The sequence below is a fragment of the Hyphococcus aureus genome (assembly GCF_042643165.1).
Taxonomy (GTDB): domain Bacteria; phylum Pseudomonadota; class Alphaproteobacteria; order Caulobacterales; family Parvularculaceae; genus Hyphococcus; species Hyphococcus aureus.
The window spans coordinates 1404412-1421873 of sequence record NZ_JBHRSH010000002.1; the positions used below are offsets into that span (position 1 = coordinate 1404412).

Genomic DNA, 17462 nt, shown 5'->3' on the forward strand with positions numbered 1-17462 from the left:
ACCCGGCGACGAAAGGCAATCCATGACCTTCCGCCAACACCTTCATCGCCAGCTCGATCCCGAAGCCTGGCCGGGACATGGACTGTCGCCGGTCAACTGGTGCGTTTTCGTGCTCATCTGGCTGTCGATCGTCTTCGGCGTCGCCGCAACGGAGCCGGCCGTCGCCAGCTGGCTCGGCAGGAAGCTTCGGCTCATCGATCATTTTCTGCTCGCGCTTTTCGCTGTCGAATATGCGGGCCGCCTGGCGGTATGCGGCCTCAATCCAAAATTCCGCGGGCCTCGCGGGTTCCTGCGCTACGTCGCAACGCCTGCCTCCATCGCCGACCTTGTCGTCATCCTGCCTTTATTGCTGCCGACGCCGCCCACCTGGCTGCTCATCTTCCGGCTGTTGCGCATTTTACGCTTGCTGCGTCTCGCCGCCATGCCGCACATCCACACCGCCTTGCGCGAGTTTTACGAAGCTCTCGCCGCAAAGCGCTTTGAACTGATCTTCACGCTGTTTCTCGGCGTCATCTTGATCCTGCTTTCATCAACAACGCTCTATCTTGTCGAAAGAGGGCTTCAGCCGGAAATTTTCGGATCGATCCCCAAAGCCATGTGGTGGAGCGTCGTCACCTTTACGACGGTCGGCTATGGCGACGCCGTGCCGATCTCAACGCTCGGAAAATTTTGCGCCGGGCTGTACGCTATCCTCGGGCTTGGCCTTGTAGCCATGTTGACCGGCGTGATCGCTTCGGCGCTCAGCTATGCGGCGGAACTGCATGTCCAAAATAAGAATGTTGATTGAGAGACCCGGCAAATCGCATTTTGCCGTTCCCTAGCCCGCGTCATATCCCCGGTCCGGGGTCGATCTTTGAACCATCCTTAAACCGGGCGAACCGGAAACGCTTGAGATCGTAACGCGGCGCCTGGCCGTCAATCATCTCCGCCATGACCTTGCCCGCGCCCGGTCCGATGCCAAAGCCATGGCCGCTAAAGCCGGTCGCGATAAAGAGTCCTTTAGGAGCGCGAAGCTCATCCATCACCGGCACCACATCGGGCATGGCGTCGATCATGCCCGCCCAGCTTTCGATGAAAGCCGCGTCGCGCAAGGCGGGAATTCTGTCGTTGAGATGCGTCCGCATCTTTTGAAGCACTGATTGCGAGGGCGCCGGGTTCAGGACACGCGTTTTTTCAAATGGCGTCGCCTCCTCGCCGCCCCAGCGCGGGCGGGGGAAAAGCGCCTGCGTCGGATCGGCCCCCAAGCCGAACCGCAATTCGCTGGCGCTTTTGAGCGCTGGGAGAAAACTTGCGCCATACCGGAAGCTGCTGGCGCCGATCAGATGCTCCGTAATGGCGCTTGCAATTGTGTATCCGCCATCCTCTCGCCGCCGGATAAAAATATCTTTCGCGCCCGCCGCCCCGTCAAAAACCGACGCCGCCGGCGCGGTGCGCGCAACGGTTCCGCGTACCGCAAGCTGCGGCAGGTCGACGCCCAGATTGCCGAGAAACATGTTCGACCAGGCGCCCGCCGCGCACAAAACAGCCCCGGCCTTGACCGCGCCATTTTCCGTAACGACGCCTGTGACACGTCCGTTTTGCACATCGATCGTACGGACCGCGCACCGTTCGCGAATCGAAACCCCCGCCCCCTGCGCCGCGCGCGCAATTGCGGGAACCGCCGTAAACGGCTCGGCGCGTCCGTCGCTCGGCGTGATCATCGCGCCTTTCCATGCGCCTTGCGCAGCCGGAAAAACATCAGCGATGTCACCCGGCGAAAGCAGCTTCGTATCGAGCTGGTTCGCCTTTGCAATGTCTAACCAGCCTTCACAAAACGCCATCTCGTCGTCGGTTTCAGCAAGCTCGATAATGCCGCGCCGTTGAAAGCCGATATCCGGACCCAGCTCTTCACCGAACGCTTCCCACAAGCGGAGACTTTCGATGGCGATTGGCGTTTCCGCTTCGTCGCGGCCATTGACCCGCACCCACCCCCAATTGCGGCTTGATTGCTCTCCGGCGATCCGCCCCTTGTCGCAAATCAGAACTCTGCGCCCGCTTTTGGCGAGAAACCACGCAGTCGTAACGCCGATGACGCCGCCGCCGATAATCGCGACATCGACTTCATCCGGAAGGTCGTCATGAAACGTCACCGGCGACTGATCTGAAAAGAGAAACAAACCTCGCCTCGCTCAAGCGTCTTTTATATGCGCGGCGAGATAGCGCCTTATATCGAGGCTTTCGTCTTCCATGGGCGCATAATAGCCATGCTCATGCGACGCAGAACTCATTCCCTGTTGCACCCTTTCGCAGACGGCCCAGTCCTGGCGATTGGTTATGTCCCAGAAGTCGACGGCGTCGGCGGGCTCGAAATCGCCGCGCGCCATTTCATCCGGCGCGAACAGAAACCGCACATCAACGCGCGTCAGGTTTGGCGCCAGCGGCCAGAGAATGAACGCCGCCCCATGATCCGCGCTCATGGACAGCAACAGGTTCGGATAGATCAGCTCGCCCTTGTGCAGGACTTTTTCCTTTTCGCTCAAACCCTCAAACGGCTTGCGGTTCGTCGTTCCCGTGAAAGTGTAGGTCCAGGCGCCTTCACGATGGGGAACGCCTTCTTCCCAGTCGAGGCCCAGCCCGGCGCCGGCGCGGAACACCGGCACCACATTGCACAGCTCCGGATGAACGCCGCCGCAGTGGTAACATTCATTGTAGTTCTCAGCGATGACTTTCCAGTTCGCGGCCACGTCATAGCTGATCGCCCGCGCTGTTTTCAGCCGCGCCAGCGGATAATTGCCGAGGCGGCGCGGCGCCGGGCCGATGTCATCTTCACCAAGCGTGCGCGAAACCACGTCGCCGTCACCAGGTTCGAGCTTCAGGAAGATAAATCCGCCCCACACCGCAATTCCTGCGGGGCGAAGGCTAAACGCCGCCGGATCGAACCCTTCGGTTTCCATAACATGCGGCGCATTTACAAGCCGCCCGTCGAGGCCATATGTCCATTGATGATATGGGCAGCGGATAAACTCACCCATGGCGCCGCCGCGAAGCGACAGCCCCCATTTCGAATCATCGGCGCAAATGCGCGCGCCGCGATGGCGGCAGACATTGTAATGCGCACGCAACGAACCGTCTTTGAGCCGCGCGACAATGATACTTTCGCCGAATAGCTCCATAATTTTCGTTGATCCTTGCTCCTCAACCTCTTCCTCGCGGCCGGCGCAGACCCAGCTGCGTGCGAACAGCTCCCTGCGCTCGCGTTCGAACATTTTGGAATCCGTATAGAAACTACTCGGCAAGGAATGTTCTAATTCGGCTGGCTTTTCCTCTTGAGGCATTGCAAAGTCCACGTTCACAAGACCCGCCCACCTTCACCCGCAAAATGCAAACTGTCCATAGATAAAGAGGACCGGCCCTGTGACCGCGACGGCAACCAAGTCGACTTATGACGCAATCATTGTGGGCGGCGGACATAACGGGCTGACCGCCGCCGGCTATCTTGCGCGCGCCGGTTTATCGGTGCTGGTGCTGGAGCGGCGCGGCGTTGTCGGCGGCGCCGCCGTCACCGAAGAGGTCATGCCCGGCTGCCGCGTTTCTTCCTGCTCCTATATAGCCTCGATGCTGACGCCGTCGGTCATTCGCGATCTCGACCTTGCGCGCTATGGGTTGAGAATGGTTCCTTGCGATCCCGCGCTCAACATGCCTGTCGCCGATGGACGCCTGGTGCGGCTCTGGGCTGACGCCGAAAGAACGGCGAGCGAATTGCGCCCCTATTCGGCGCGGGACGCCGAGACCTATATCCGTGTTGATGCAGAACTGAAAAAACTGGCGCGTTATCTTCAGCCGTTTTTTCTGGAGCCGCCGCCCAATCTCGCCGCCAAAGGCGTCGATCGCGCCTTTGAATTCATGCGACTGGTGAAACGCTTCTGGAATCTTTCCGGCGCCGACGCGGCAGCTATGGTGCGGTTTCTCACGGGCTCGCTTGGCGATTTTCTCGACCGCCATTTCGAGGCGCCGGAGACAAAGCGTCTTTTCCTTGGAAATAATGTCTATGGAAAACATGGCGGCCCTTATGACGCGGGCTCGACGCTGGGTCTTCTGTTCCATCTGTTGTCAGGCGGCGACCATGGCGTGCAAGGCTTTACGGGGCATGTGATCGGCGGCATGGGCGCGGTCACCGGCGCGCTGGCGCAATCGGCGCGCGACAAGGGCGCAGATATTCTGACCCATGCCGAAGTGGCGGAAATCCGCATCAAAAACGGCGCCGCGACCGGCGTCGCGCTTCAAGATGGGCGTGAATTTTCAGCAGCCTCTATTCTTTCCAACGCCGATCCCAAACGCACCTTCCTCGGCATGGTCGAGGCGCGCGCGCTTGATGCTGAGTTCCGCGCCGATGTCGCCGCGATCCGCATGGCGGGTCCGGCGGCGAAGGTGAATATGGTGCTGTCGGAACGGCCGGAGATCAAAGGCCTGCCGCAGGATGCCAGCCCCGCGGAGCGTGCTGTCCTCTCCATCATGGACGACCTTGAAGACGTGCAGCGGCTTTATGACAAGGCGAAATTCGGCGAGCTGTCAGACGATCTCTGGGTCGATTGCGTGTTTCCAAGCGAAGTCGACCCGACCCTGTGCCCGCCGGACAAATTCATGGCGACCTGTTTCGTCCAGTATGTGCCATGGGACATTCGCGGAAGCGACTGGAACGAGAAACGCGAAGCCCTGGGCGATCGCGTTATCGAACTGATCGGCCGCTGCGCTCCGAATGTTCCCAACAGCGTTATCGGACGAAAAGTGCTGACGCCGCTGGACCTGCAGGAAACCTATGGCCTGACGGAAGGCAATATTTTCCACGGCGATCTCAATATCGGTCAGCTCTTTTTCATGCGGCCGACGCCGGAATGGTCGCAATATAAAACACCTATCCGCGGCCTTTATCTGTGCGGCGCGGGCGCTCATCCGGGCGGCGGCGTCACCGGCGCGCCGGGCCGCAACGCCGCCATGACAGTATTAAAGCAGCGCCGCCCTTAATTCGCGCGCCCGAGGCGGCGCAAAAGATGCATCGCGACGCCGCCGCAAACGCATAGCGCTGTGATGAAGCCAAAGAAATAGCGGTATCCAGCCTCGCCGGGAAACGCGTCAAGCAGCGCCCCGCCCACGAGCGGCATGAACACGTCAGGCGTGAAGGCGATGACGGAAATGATCCCCGTCGCTGTTCCCGTCACTGCCGCCGGAACGCCGCACTCTTCGAGGAGCGCGAAATAAATCCCCCTCAAAGCGAAGATCGCGATGGACGCGATTGCGATGTTAAAGATCATCAGAGCGATCATGGCCTCGCCGCCAGGCATCAAGACGAAACCGAGAAAACTTACGGTGAGAACGACAATGCCAATAGCCACCGCTTTGGAGACGCCGATGCGATCAGCCGCAAAACCGGCAATGGCGGCGGCGGCGGGTTTGAGCCAGACCTTGCCTGCGCCAATAGCACCTGCGGCGACAGCGCTCATGAAAAAAACATCCGATGCGTAAGGCGTGAAATAATAGGCGCCCCAATATGCGCCGTAAACGGAGAGAATGACAAAACCGATGAGCCAGACATGGGGCATCTTTAACACCCGCAAAAATGTCGCGAGATCCGGCGCTGCGCCTATCGGCGTCGACAGCCCCGGCTTGATCACCAGAAACGCTGCGACGCCGAGAATAATATGCAAAACTGAATACTGAATAATGATCTGGCTGAAGGCCCGCGTGTCGCCGCCAAGTTGTGCGAAGATCGCCAGAAAAATCGAATAACACGCCGCTTCCGACACGCCGCGTCCCGCCTCCAGCATGCCGAAGGCCTTGCCCTGTTCGGCGCTCGACGCCCAGTCGCGCGTCGCCTTTATCAGCGCGCCCCACATCATGCCGGTGACCGTGACGCCCCAAAGCGCATGGATGGCGATGGCGACCGGGTAAGACGGGAACGTCGCGAACGCAAACCCCAACAGGCCAGTAGAGACAAGCGAGCCGGAAATCAGAAGGCGCGAGGGAACGCGGTCGGCGATCCACCCGCCCGGCATGTAAGCAAGCATGGACGCAAAGCCGAAAGTCGCCATCAGAACGCCCGACTGCGAATGCGTCAGGCCCAGCGCTTCACGCAAGGGGTCGTAGTAAATCTCCCGCAGGAAGGGCAGCAGGTAAATGACCGCGCCGGAAAGTCCCAGCACCGCCATGACAATCCATCGCGAGAGAATTGATTCGCCTTTGGGCGACATTGCTCCATCCGACCGATCCCGCGCCGCCATTGATATAGTCCGATCTTTCCATGCAGCGCTGGCGAGCCGCGTCCGCCGATTGAGAGAGACAATCCAGCGGATGATAAGGCCGTCCCGGGCTAAGTCTAGCGTAATGAATAGGACGCCTGATCCGACATTCGGCGTTCAATTTTCCAATGAGTTCGGCGGCAATGAAACAAGCGTGATGGCGACGGTCTCCATTCCGCTCAGCGGGCGTGTGCGCCGCGCCGCATCGGCGGAAGCGGGCAATTAAGCCGTCGCCGCCGCCGCGCGGTTGAGGGCTGCAGAACTTGACGCCGCGCGGCGCTATGAACAGGCGCAGCATATGGCGCGAACAGCCTCGAAAATCTTGATAGCGCCGAACAAGCCGCGCTCAAAGCCCGATACGCCATGGACCGCCTTAAAAAAGACTACGCTATCGGCGCTGTTAATTTGAGTGACCTCATTTCAACGCGGCGGTTGCTGACGCTGACCGAACAGGCTTTGGCCGACTATCATGTCGCGGCCGAGCGCGCCATTGGGCCATTGTTGGCGAAAGCGGTGAGCCTAAGCGCTTTCCGCCAGGCGATTAGGCGCAACCGCGACCTTGTTGCGTCCAGTCCCTTTCGCCTCATAAAGCGCCGCATCCGCCGCGATAAAAAATGCTTCTTCCGTTTCACCCGGAGCCCATTCAGCGACACCAAATGAGATGGTGACACTGCCGATTTCCTTATTTGACTTGCGGAGAGCCAAGGGGCGATTGGCGATCTCCTCCCGGATATAGTCCGCCACAGCCCTGGCCTGATTTAGCTGGGTACAGGGCAATGCAATCACAAATTCCTCGCCGCCATACCGCGCCGCCAAATCTTTGCCCTTGACGTTCTTTTTGATGATGCTCGCAACAAGCGCGAGAACCTGATCGCCGACCTTATGGCCAAATTTGTCATTGAATGACTTGAAGTGATCGACATCGCCAACAATAAGGCACAAAGGTTCTCCAGTCGCGTCGGCTTCTTCGATCTGCTGCGAAAGGAAATCGTCAAACTTTCGGCGGTTTGGCAGCTTGGTCAAAAAGTCTGTGTGGGCATGCTGTTCCGCCTGCCTCAACGTATCATGCAGATCGCCAATATTAGATATGGCCATATCCAGCTTATCTTCGAGAATTTTATTCTGCTGAACCGTTTTCTGGGTGAGCTCAAGCAAACCGCTAACGAGTTTTTCAATATCAACGTCAGCCGTTGGTTGTTTTGCTGCGCTATCAGCTTGCGCCCGAACCTCGGCGCTGAACGTGTTCGCTGAAGATCCCAATGCGTGTGCGAGACCTTGCAAACCGGATGATTGGTTTACCAGTTCCTTGGCCAGCTTTTCAATCTGCTCATTGTCATTTGAATACTCAGCGAAAAATTTTGAGTAAAGCCGATTAAACAGAATCTCAGTTGGTTGCGTCCCTTCCGAAAGACAACTTTCTATTACCTCGGAAAGAGAGGAATTCTCGCCTTCGAAATGGGAAAACAGCACCGCATAAGCAGCCGGTGTTGGATTAATATTCCAGTCACCAAGCTTTCCCATAACTTTACGGCTGATATCCTTTGCTGTGCTCATTTCTGCACTCCCCGCATGTTATATCGAGGCTATAACGCATCTTGGTAAATGAGTTCTGATTTGAGGAAATTCGTACACGTCCAGAATCGACTTTGGCGACGCTCAACGAACGGCCAGCTATCCATGCTGTCTGAATTTATTGGTGAAAGTGGTGAGCCCTGATGGGTTCGAACCATCGACCTACTGATTAAAAGTCGGAAATTGGGTGTTTCTCGATGTCTCTATGCGTCTCAAGCTGTTGTTTTTATTAACTCGTGTGTCTCTCCCTGTCTACCCATATCCATGTGAAGCGCGAAGGCTTGTTACCCATTTGTGACCCATTCGGGCTTGCCGATTCTTGATTAGAAGTGCCGAGTTAAAGAGGCTCGTCGCTTAGCGAGGGCGAGTAATCGCAGCACGCCCGAAGTTGAGGTCAGAAGAAATAGTGACCCTTTGCTACAAAAAGTGTGACAAAATCCGATAACCAACATTTAGGCGAGTAGGATCTCTAGGGTTTATTGATTAAGTCAAATTCCCTGAGCTCCGGCGGATACACCGCCCGCAGTCTTCCACGTCCTGTGTCAGCGATACCGATTCTGATTTCAGGCATTAATTTGTGACTGTCGATTAGCGAAAGTAGGCGCCTAACTGCCGGGTCCGGGTTTATGCAATAAAGGAATATATTCACCGTGCCCGATCCAAAATCATGACCATCGACTTCGTAGGTGTCTCCGGAATTTTTCTCTAACAGCTCTTCCAAGGCAAAGATGTCATCTTTTTCCCCCTCCGAATAGTTTTCTAATGCGTTTTCTGGAAGCGGCGTGGCGTCATCAAACTGCACAACGATTTGGATTTTCTCTTCTTCGTTAATATTGGCACGAGATGACGCAGCCATATCCACGGTTAAATCCTTAGGCATCTTTCCTTCAAAATGAGTTTTATAAAATTCGATCCGCGCACCCTTCAATATTTCAATTATTTTTTCCCGGTCCTCTACAAGCAAAAACTTTTCAGGCACCTGCCGCAAGGCGCGGATAACATCAAGCACGAATAAATCAATGGCTTCCGACGGTTTTGCTGATTTGTAGGCGTCAAAATCACCAATCACGGTTGTAGAAACGACCCCATCTCGACGGTCTACTTTAACTTCTTCTCTCTCGGGCGGCCTCAGATCATTCGGAGGCAGTGCAACCACCCAAACACCGAATGTTTGTTTGGGGGACTTAAAACTCATCGTCTTCAAGGAGGACCGCACCCCTTCCTCAAGAGCAAAAAAGTCGCGACTCCTTTCTTTCGGCAAATCACTTGATGTCAAAAGTCGTAAAATTAAATCCATACTTACACCATACTCATTTTAGCAGCGAATGCTCCACGGCGGTTTATGCCCATTGATAGCTTCATAACGCTGGCATAGGCGGCGTTCTTCATCTCTCGCCTCTTTGCGATTCGAATAAGTTTCTAATTCGCGTATATCAGCGCCCCTTATTTTCAACCACAAACTTCCGTACCGGTTTCGCAGCGGATTGCTCGTGATGCCATACTTGAGCGTGGCGCCGGACCTAATGTTATACACCTCATAAACCGTGGTGGGCCTTTGCGATCTCAAAGAATTGCCATGCACAATTGCGACTGGAGGTGAGAGAAGGTACGCCCCGCCCCCAGCCACGGCAAGAACGCCCAAAAGGCCCGGCAAAGTTGCCGCTCGTGAAGCCGTAGAAACGCTAGCTCTGACCGCTAACCGCGCAGCGGCGCCAACGAGAAGCGCGCGGCCCAAAGCTGCTTCGGGCGCCAACAACAAAGTTGCTAAAAATATTGCGTCTCCAACTTCTGATCTAAGGCAATACCTTTCCGCGCAAAGCCCGCCGCCAAATATGCTTCTGCCTTCCCCATTGGAGGCGCCGCCTTTTCCATTGTTATCACTGAAATTTTCATAGCCGACATGATCATTGACATTGCGGCCGAACTGGAAACCAAGGTCATAACTATCGAGTGTATCAATATCCTGCTGCAAGGTGTCGCCAGCGCCAGTATCAATCCCATGCCAGCCAGCATTCGGTGAATTATGAACGCTGCCCCCGAAACCAAAACAATTGGGAGTACGGGGAGTTCCACAGGTAATATACACAGTCACTCTTAGCCCACTGGGATCCGTTCCATTCACCGGATCATTCCCGACATAGGCGTACATGTTCATGCCGTCGCTATAGCCGATAGGATCTGTCTGCATGAAACGTCCGACTTCCGGATCGTACCAGCGGGCCTTGTAATAATAGAGCCCGGTTTCTGCATCGAGCTTTTGCCCGGTAAAGCGGAAAGGAAAGCCTGAATCGCCTTCGGGGCCGGACTCGCCGAACGGGCTATAGGTATAGGAATCGATCAGGTCGCCGCTTGCATCCGATGTGGCGACGACACTGCCGCGCGCGTCCGTGTGGGCGTAGGTTTCACAACCCGATGAACAGCCCGACGAAACATAGTCGATCATCAAGAAAGCTTCATCGATGCTATCAGGAATCCTCACATAGCGTCTGGTGACATTATTCGAGGCGAGCTCAGCGCCAGCTGCATTGTCGGTCTCCAGGATTTCCTGATCGCCTGAATAGTAGTAATTCGCGACGCCAGCAGCGGAACTCTTTTGGCGCATCGTACTGTCAGGGTGAAGATAATAAGTCGTCAGAGTCGCGCCGCCGGAAGCTTTCACCCGGCGCAGAACGTTTTCGGCGTCATATTCATATGTCTGACCGCGATGATCGGTGACGATATTCCCGCTATCGTCATAAACCGGGGTTGCGCCATCAACATTTGTATACTGGTTGAGTCCATTCGCCGTGTAAGAATCCGTCAGAAGCGAGGCCGGACCCCAATCAAAGATCGAGTTCGAAGACGTTTTTTTAACAATTTGGCTCGCCGGATTATAATCAAAACTGTATGTCTGATCGCCTGTGGTTCCATTGAGGTTATTTGTCAGCGTATCCAGACGCGACAAGCCATCGAACGCATAAGACTGAACCGCACCATTGCCGTAAGTCACACTCGATCGACGGCCATGACTGTCATAAGCGATTGTCGCCAGCGTATTGGCGTTGTTCGAGACTGTTAGTGGCCGGTCTAACGTGTCATAAGCGTAATCGGCTTCCCACCCATCTGGGTAAGTCAGCGTCTCAAGGCGACCGGCAGCGTCATAAGCGTAGTCAAAATCAATTGAACCAGAGCCCGTGCTGTAGGTCTGAGTCTTCAGCCTTCCAAGCGCATCATAATCATACGAATTCGTATAACCCGATAGCGTGCTGGAAGTGAGACGGCCAAAGTTGTCATAGGCAAAGCTATAAGTTTCGGTGCCGGATATGGGGCCCGGCACAGAGCGGCTCGTCAACCTTCCGAGCGCGTCATAAGCATAGGCGACATCGTAGGCGGCAGAGGACGCGGCATAACCCTTGCGCGGGCGTATTTTTTCAACAAGGCCGCCATCGACGTCGTCGTAAAATATCTGTTCGCAGTCGGTTGTTGAAACTGAGCCTGCCGTCGTCTTTGACGGATAGCATGTCTTTATCAGACGGTCGAAGCCGTCATAGGTGTAGGCGGTCTTGTTTCCATTGGCGTCGACGATTGTCGCGACAAGACCATTATCCGTGTAGGTCTGCGTCGCTGAATCCTGCGCCAGAGGAGTATCGTAAGCCCTGATGACTTTTTTTAGCCGACCGGTCGCGCTCTCATATACTGCCTTCGACACTCTATCTACACCAAAAATACCAGTGGTTGTTGGCGAATCGCACGGATCATATGACCCAGGATTGGAGACGATGGAAGAAAAGAGAGACGGATTCATCCGTATGACTGTGCAATCGGGCCGGCCTGCGCTGTCATAATTTTGCTGAGAGAGAGAGGCGATGTTCGTTGTGACGCCATCATAGACGTAGGAAACAACAGGTCGCCCGTAAACGTCGTAATCTGTTTGAGACTTTTGCAGACCAATGAAGGTGGCGGACCAACTTGCCGCCGTGTCTGCGTCCGTTACTCCGGCTTCGTTGCTTTGCACGAGGCCATAAGAATTATAAAGCGTCCTTGTCGCAACATGCTTGAGAGGCCCGCCGCCATCCGGATCGGGCCCAACGGTGCCTATCAGCCGACCAAGGGCATCGTAGATTGTCAGCGTCCGGTCGCCGGTCCCTGCAAGGGGACCGTCCACATATTCACCCCATCCAAAATCATCATAGGTGAAACTCGTCGTCAAGGAGGCTGAGGCGTCCCCCGCCTTATTTGTCACCGACAAAGCTTGAAGGTTGTTAGCCGAGGCCGTCGTCGGCCATGCGGCTTTCGTAATTGCCTTGTCGCTGGCGCCGCCGCTGCAATTGTTATTCGTATGGGATGCACTCGCATTATAGCCGCCAGAAAAAGCGGAACTGTTGCAGGCGGCGGTTGCATCCGGAACGTAAATCTGCGGTCCATTTGCATAGGTGGAGGCTGAATTTTTATAACGCGCTTGTTTCTGGGTGTAGAAAATACGCGTTTCGGGGCGCGGCAGAGACGAACCTCCGTCCGGGTCCGGCGCTTTAGAGGAAATCAGGCCTCCATGAGTTGAGTTATACGTATAGGCCGTCTCCTCGCCGCGCGCGTCAATCATGCGCTTCACCTTGTTGCAGGTGACTTGATTGCTGCAGGTTGCAGAAGTCGTTCCCGTATAGGTTGGACTCGCTCCGCAGGATGACAGTGTTTCGCCTTCTACATATTCATAGCAGGTGACAAAAACCGTCGAGCCGGATTTCGGCTTTTCAGTGGTATATTTGACGTTGCCTCGTGCGTCATAAACATATTCGGTGGAGTTTCCTTCCGGCAACGTGACTGATTCGAGACGATTTTCACTGTCGTAAGTGTACGATGTCGTCTTGCCCGCTGTGTTTGTCGTAGATGTTACAAGGCCCGTTGACAGATTTGCGGAAAGAACCTCGGTCGGGCCTGTCGGGTGCGTAACAGTCGTCTGGATCGAAGAAGCGCCAATGGCATAGCTGTAATCCCATGACGCAAATCCGCGATCGACAGATTCCACCAGCCCCTCATATGCTGTTGTGCTTGTGTGGTAGGAAAACGTGACATTGTCCGAACTGGAGCCCGGCCACTTAATACCGGATAGGCGATTTTCAACAAGTGAAGATAAGTAGTAAAATGTCGAATACGAATATGTCGTTGTCCTACCCAATGCGTCGGTAACGGTTTCAAGTTTACGCCCACCGTGTCCTGAGGAATTTATCGTGTAGGATGAACTCGGCCATGTCTTGGAATAAGAACAAGTGACTTGAGTGTTTCCACACCAGTCCACAGCTCGATTGAGCGCAGTGACTTTTTTAATAGACAACCAATCGCCGAAATCTTGCCAGTTCGTGGGATCACTGGATCTTACATAATCAAAGTGAAGCTGGTATCCATAAGAGTTTGTTACGGACTGAAGTCTGGCTTTAGTTACAGTTCCCCCACAAGTAACGGCGCATGTGGACTTAACCGAATAATGAAATTCTGTAATCGACCCATTAGGCTCAATAATTTTTTGAAGAACGGCCTCGGCGGGCGAAGCTGCAACGTCTAACGATTCAAGAAACTCATATACAATCCCGCCGGGTGTCCGATAAGTGTATTTTCCATTGCCAGCATCATAATCGAGTTCGGCGCCAGCCTCTGAACTCAATGTAAAACTCCCCGACGGCAGGGGCGATATTTTAAAAGTATCGGCTGATCCATATGCGGTGACAGTATAAACCCTCTCATCAACCGCGATATTTGCATAAACGACGGTACCTAAAGTCGAAGGCCGCCAACGGTCCCATGAAAAAGTATGCCCAAAAGAAAGGCCGCTCCCCTGAGGGCCGATGGATACGTCAACGGTGCTTATCAGCACGCCGCCGCTCACAAGATCCACATAATTGGAATCGACTTGCGGACGCTCCGGCAGCGGATCAGCAAAATCCCCCTGAGCAACAGCGGCGTTGGGAAAAATCGCCGCAACGCCTATGGCAAGCACTGCAATGACTGCCAACCAGCTCGAACACCGCAAACTTGTTAAGAGAGAGAAATTGGAATGAATCAAAGAACAGCTCCTAATCCAAAATATTTACGTGTTCGACGTTTCGACGACGGATTTTTTACAAGCTTTTCGATCACGAAGTCCGAGCCAAACTCAAGCAACCGGAATTGCTGTAAGCAAACTCAATTGAGCGAAACAAGCTGGCGACTAAGAATCATAAACCCCATCAGCCTACGGAGTAATGAACTCATATCACGTACGGATATGTCAACTACTGGTGCGGTGTTTTCGTTAGATGGGGAAAATAAACATTGCCAGCGCAGAACAGTTATAGCGGTAAATGGGATATTTTTTGCGCGATATCAGTGCCTATATTTCATAATTTTTAACGCGACACTTCAGATAGGGCCGTATTGATTATGATGCGCAGCGACTTTTTAACGATATGAAAAGGCCATCAATCGTGTCGATAAGCCAACTGCTTCTGTGCAGACGTAACGCATTGACGGTGTGGGCATTCGTTTTGTTGTAGCCGGGCCCAAGCATAATTGTCGTCGAAGACTGCCCATCTTAAAAGCAGGCCGACGCCCTTTTAGATGAAATCATAGGCAAACTCCGGCACGCCCGTGAAGTTTCAGTCGTGACGGACGAAGAGGCCCCACGCTGTGAGCGGTCGTAAGTCGCATCCGCACCGTTGGCGTAGATCATCGACAACCCGCCGCGACTATGGGTCGTAAGCGACGCTCGCCTTCCCAAATGGCGCATTACGCCTGCGGTTTAATGCACCCTAGTTGCTCGCTTTGCGATTTAGATTTGGCCAGTTGGTAAAGTTTATTGCTCTCATCTCAGCGGATTGCATTATGAATTTCGCAGAATCTTGTTTGCGGTAGGAACAAGACAGGATCTATTTAAGTTTGAACGATCAGCTGCTCAGTGCGAACAGATCGACACCTTTGCCGGGCCAGCTTCCCACCTCGACTCGAGCTTTTTGAAAGATACACTAATAACCGAGCCGCCGTTGTAACACGACTTTTGCGGATTATAGCGGCAAGCCTGAAGCTCGTCGCCCGAAGACGACTCAAACCATACCTCGCGCAGACTATCGGCTGATCCGAACCAACTACGAACGGGTTTGCTGCTGATCTTTTCGGGTAAGTCAAGCAACACCTCGCGATTAGGTGGAGCCGCAATTTGGCGCCACTTGTTCGGCGCCACTAGACAGCCTGCATAGGCGTCAAACTCTTTGGCCTCGACCTCTTTCGGCGTTGTACTGCAACCCGCCATCATAATGGCGACGAGGAGAATTCTCAAACAATCCGTGATTAATGTCTGCATCTAGGACTACCTTTGTTTGGGTGCTTCGTCACCATGTCGTGCCACATGCTACTTAATACGGTCAGCTGCGTTATTGAACGAACGCTGATGCGCTTCCTGAGGTTGTGCATCCCAGCCGCTCCCCCTCCAACCACCGTTACCATCCGGCACCGGAGGATTCATTCGGGTGTAAATCCCGTGAAGGATTTCGTGTCCAAACGTTCGTTGCGTAGCATTTGTTCCGTTATTCCAGAAAGTGGTGCGTGGTTTTACGGAGCCATCAGAGTATAAAACTGACGTTGTAGTAGCTGTGGAATCGCTTCGTTTAGGACTAGATCCGGCAGCAGCCGTTAGCTCTACCGACTCCATTGCAGTGACGATTTCGTCGCCAGAGACTTCCTGGTCCGCTATTCCGTTCTTGGAATCCCCTTTTATGGTGACAGAGTCACCTCTAGACGCGAGTTGTTGTGCTTTCTCGTATTTGGAAGTTAGCGTGGCTTCAAGTTTTTCTATCTTGCGACCATTTTTGCCCTCCGTTGCTTGTTCTCGGGTTATTTCCTGCCCATTCTTATCTAAAAATTTATCAATAGTACAACTCGGAACACCATCTGGTGTTTGACACTTTAGGCCCGTCGGATCAAAATTATTGACCGGATCATTTGCGACATAAGCGTAGAGGTTCGTCTGATCCTCATAGCCAATCGGGTCGGTCTGAAGAAAGCGCCCGAGCTTGAAGGAATAAATCCGAGCCTTGTAATAATACATGCCGAGTTCCGGCACGATGGTCTGGCCCGTATAGGCAAACCGGCCGAGATTGGTCGATGCTGGCACGCCATATTCATCATAAGTGTTCTTGGCGAGGCTCGCCCCGTTGTTGTCAGCGACCGCAATGATCGAGCCCAGATGATCGGCGCGCATGACGCGGCGCACGGATGAGGAAACGCTCGCCCCTTCATACCAGACCAGCGGTTCATCAACATCGGGCCCGTGCACATAGCGCCTTAGCAGATTGCCTGACCCGTCATATTCGGCCACCAGGGCGTCTCCGTCGTAAAGGAAGCGCGTCGTCGAGGTTGAAGCGCCCACTGTCTCGTAGAGCCGGCCCATTGGATCGTATTTCAAGGTGGCCGTCGCACCGCCGCTAACCGTCGTCAGACGGTTTTCAACATCATAGCCGTAACTGGTCGAGCCGTCCGACGTCAGATTGCCGTTGTCGTCATAGCCATACGTCACGCCGTCTACAACGGAATACTGGTTGAGCCCGTTGGTCCCAAAGGTCTTGGTTCCAAGGACATGATCGCCCCACACATAATCGTCATTGCTGAAGGACCGGCCGAGAACCTGGCTCGCGGGGTTATAGCTTGTGATCCCGATCGTCAGGTCAGCCGCCGTCCCTGACAAATCATGTGTAATACTTGTCAGTCGCCCAAGATTATCCTGAACAAAGCTTGACGCTACGCCGCCGGTGAGCGTGTCGCGGAACCCTTTGTTGTTATAGGTAACGCCGGCAACGGTCGAAGTGCCATTTTCAAAAATCTCCTCCATGCGGTTGAGCGTGTCATAGTCGTAGGTAAAATATTCGCCGTCGGGATAGGTCAGCCGCGTGCGGGCGCCTGCGGCGTCGTATTCATAGCTCAGCGTCCGCGATGTCCCGTCCATATTGGTCGTGCTGCTCTCGATCCGGCCCAAGGCATCATAGACATTCGTAACGCCCACTCCCGACGCCGAAGCAAAGCGCGCATAGAGTTGAAGACCAAGCAAATCATAGCCGTAATAAACATCCTCCGACGCTGAGTTCGGAATGTCCTTAAACGTCATGCGGTTCAAATTGTCGTAGTCGTAATTGATCGTCTTGGTGTCCCGCTTGCGCAAGGACGTACGATTGCTTTTGGCATCGTAGCCATATTGCTCGTAATCATTAGTGTTAAGACTGCCCGCCGTTGCGAGCGCCGTCGCCGGCGTCGAGGGATTGAAGGACGTCGGCTTGGTTTCCGACGGGAATATCCATTTTTTCAACCGGTCAAACCCGTCATATTCCATCTTCGCCCGATTGCCGTTTGCGTCGAGCACATATCGCTGAAGCCCGTTATTGGTGTAGCTATAGGTGGCGTAGGCCTGTTCAACACTTGTCCCCACGGCTTTTCGAATCTGAACGGGTTGACCGGCCGCATCATAGATGTTTTTGGTAATCCGGTCTTCGCCACTTTGGTCTGCCACCGAAATAGTGGTCCGATGAATCTGTTAGTCTCGGCTTTGAAAGAGGAGCTGAGACATGGCGAAAAGAGCCAAACCGGAAGAGATCATTGCGAAGCTGCGTGAAGTTGAAGTCCGCC

11 protein-coding genes are annotated in these 17462 nt (G+C 54.4%); 3 read left to right on the forward strand and 8 right to left on the reverse strand.

Features of this window, described 5'->3' with window-relative positions:
• Positions 1–22 precede the first annotated feature (22 nt).
• Positions 23–787, forward strand: coding sequence for a potassium channel family protein (locus ACFOOP_RS19695; protein ID WP_379882885.1), 765 nt, complete (start codon positions 23–25; stop codon positions 785–787).
• A 40-nt stretch (positions 788–827) separates the two neighbouring features.
• Here the strand turns inward: ACFOOP_RS19695 and ACFOOP_RS19700 are convergent, their stop codons facing one another.
• Together ACFOOP_RS19700 and ACFOOP_RS19705 are read right to left on the reverse strand one after the other, a co-directional pair.
• Positions 828–2156 carry an NAD(P)/FAD-dependent oxidoreductase gene (locus ACFOOP_RS19700; protein WP_379882886.1) on the reverse strand — a complete coding sequence of 443 codons (1329 nt, stop codon included), beginning with the start codon at positions 2154–2156 and terminating at the stop codon, positions 828–830.
• Positions 2157–2168: 12 nt separating this feature from the next.
• The gene (locus ACFOOP_RS19705; RefSeq protein ID WP_379882887.1) at positions 2169–3245 is read right to left on the reverse strand and encodes an aromatic ring-hydroxylating oxygenase subunit alpha; all 1077 of its coding nucleotides are present in this window, start codon (positions 3243–3245) and stop codon (positions 2169–2171) included.
• A gap of 148 nt (positions 3246–3393) precedes the next feature.
• Here ACFOOP_RS19705 and ACFOOP_RS19710 point away from each other — a divergent pair, with 148 nt between their 5' ends.
• Entirely contained in the window at positions 3394–5001 is a 1608-nt protein-coding gene (locus ACFOOP_RS19710; protein ID WP_379882888.1) for a phytoene desaturase family protein, read from the forward strand.
• Here ACFOOP_RS19710 and ACFOOP_RS19715 read toward each other — a convergent pair.
• Entirely contained in the window at positions 4998–6224 is a 1227-nt protein-coding gene (locus tag ACFOOP_RS19715; RefSeq protein WP_379882889.1) for an MFS transporter, read from the reverse strand. The two genes, ACFOOP_RS19710 and ACFOOP_RS19715, sit on opposite strands and share 4 nt — an antisense overlap.
• Before the next feature lie 133 nt (positions 6225–6357).
• On the opposite strand from ACFOOP_RS19715, the gene ACFOOP_RS19720 reads away from it, so the two are divergent.
• Entirely contained in the window at positions 6358–6498 is a 141-nt protein-coding gene (locus tag ACFOOP_RS19720; RefSeq protein ID WP_379882890.1) for a hypothetical protein, read from the forward strand.
• Positions 6499–6791: 293 nt separating this feature from the next.
• Here ACFOOP_RS19720 and ACFOOP_RS19725 read toward each other — a convergent pair whose 3' ends face one another.
• The 5 genes from ACFOOP_RS19725 to ACFOOP_RS19745 all read right to left on the reverse strand — a co-directional run bounded on the left by ACFOOP_RS19725 (position 6792) and on the right by ACFOOP_RS19745 (position 17346).
• Positions 6792–7826, reverse strand: coding sequence for a GGDEF domain-containing protein (locus tag ACFOOP_RS19725; RefSeq protein WP_379882891.1), 1035 nt, complete (start codon positions 7824–7826; stop codon positions 6792–6794).
• 487 nt (positions 7827–8313) lie between these two features.
• A complete protein-coding gene (locus ACFOOP_RS19730) occupies positions 8314–9141 on the reverse strand; it encodes a hypothetical protein (RefSeq protein WP_379882892.1) in 828 nt (275 codons plus the stop codon).
• Positions 9142–9159: 18 nt separating this feature from the next.
• Complete coding sequence (locus ACFOOP_RS19735) at positions 9160–13878, reverse strand: RHS repeat domain-containing protein (protein ID WP_379882893.1); 4719 nt, start codon at positions 13876–13878, stop codon at positions 9160–9162.
• A gap of 867 nt (positions 13879–14745) precedes the next feature.
• Complete coding sequence (locus tag ACFOOP_RS19740; protein ID WP_379882894.1) at positions 14746–15150, reverse strand: hypothetical protein; 405 nt, start codon at positions 15148–15150, stop codon at positions 14746–14748.
• Between the two features lie 48 nt (positions 15151–15198).
• Positions 15199–17346: an RHS repeat-associated core domain-containing protein gene (locus ACFOOP_RS19745; protein ID WP_379882895.1), complete on the reverse strand. Its 2148-nt coding sequence runs from the start codon at positions 17344–17346 to the stop codon at positions 15199–15201.
• Positions 17347–17462: the final 116 nt, after the last annotated feature.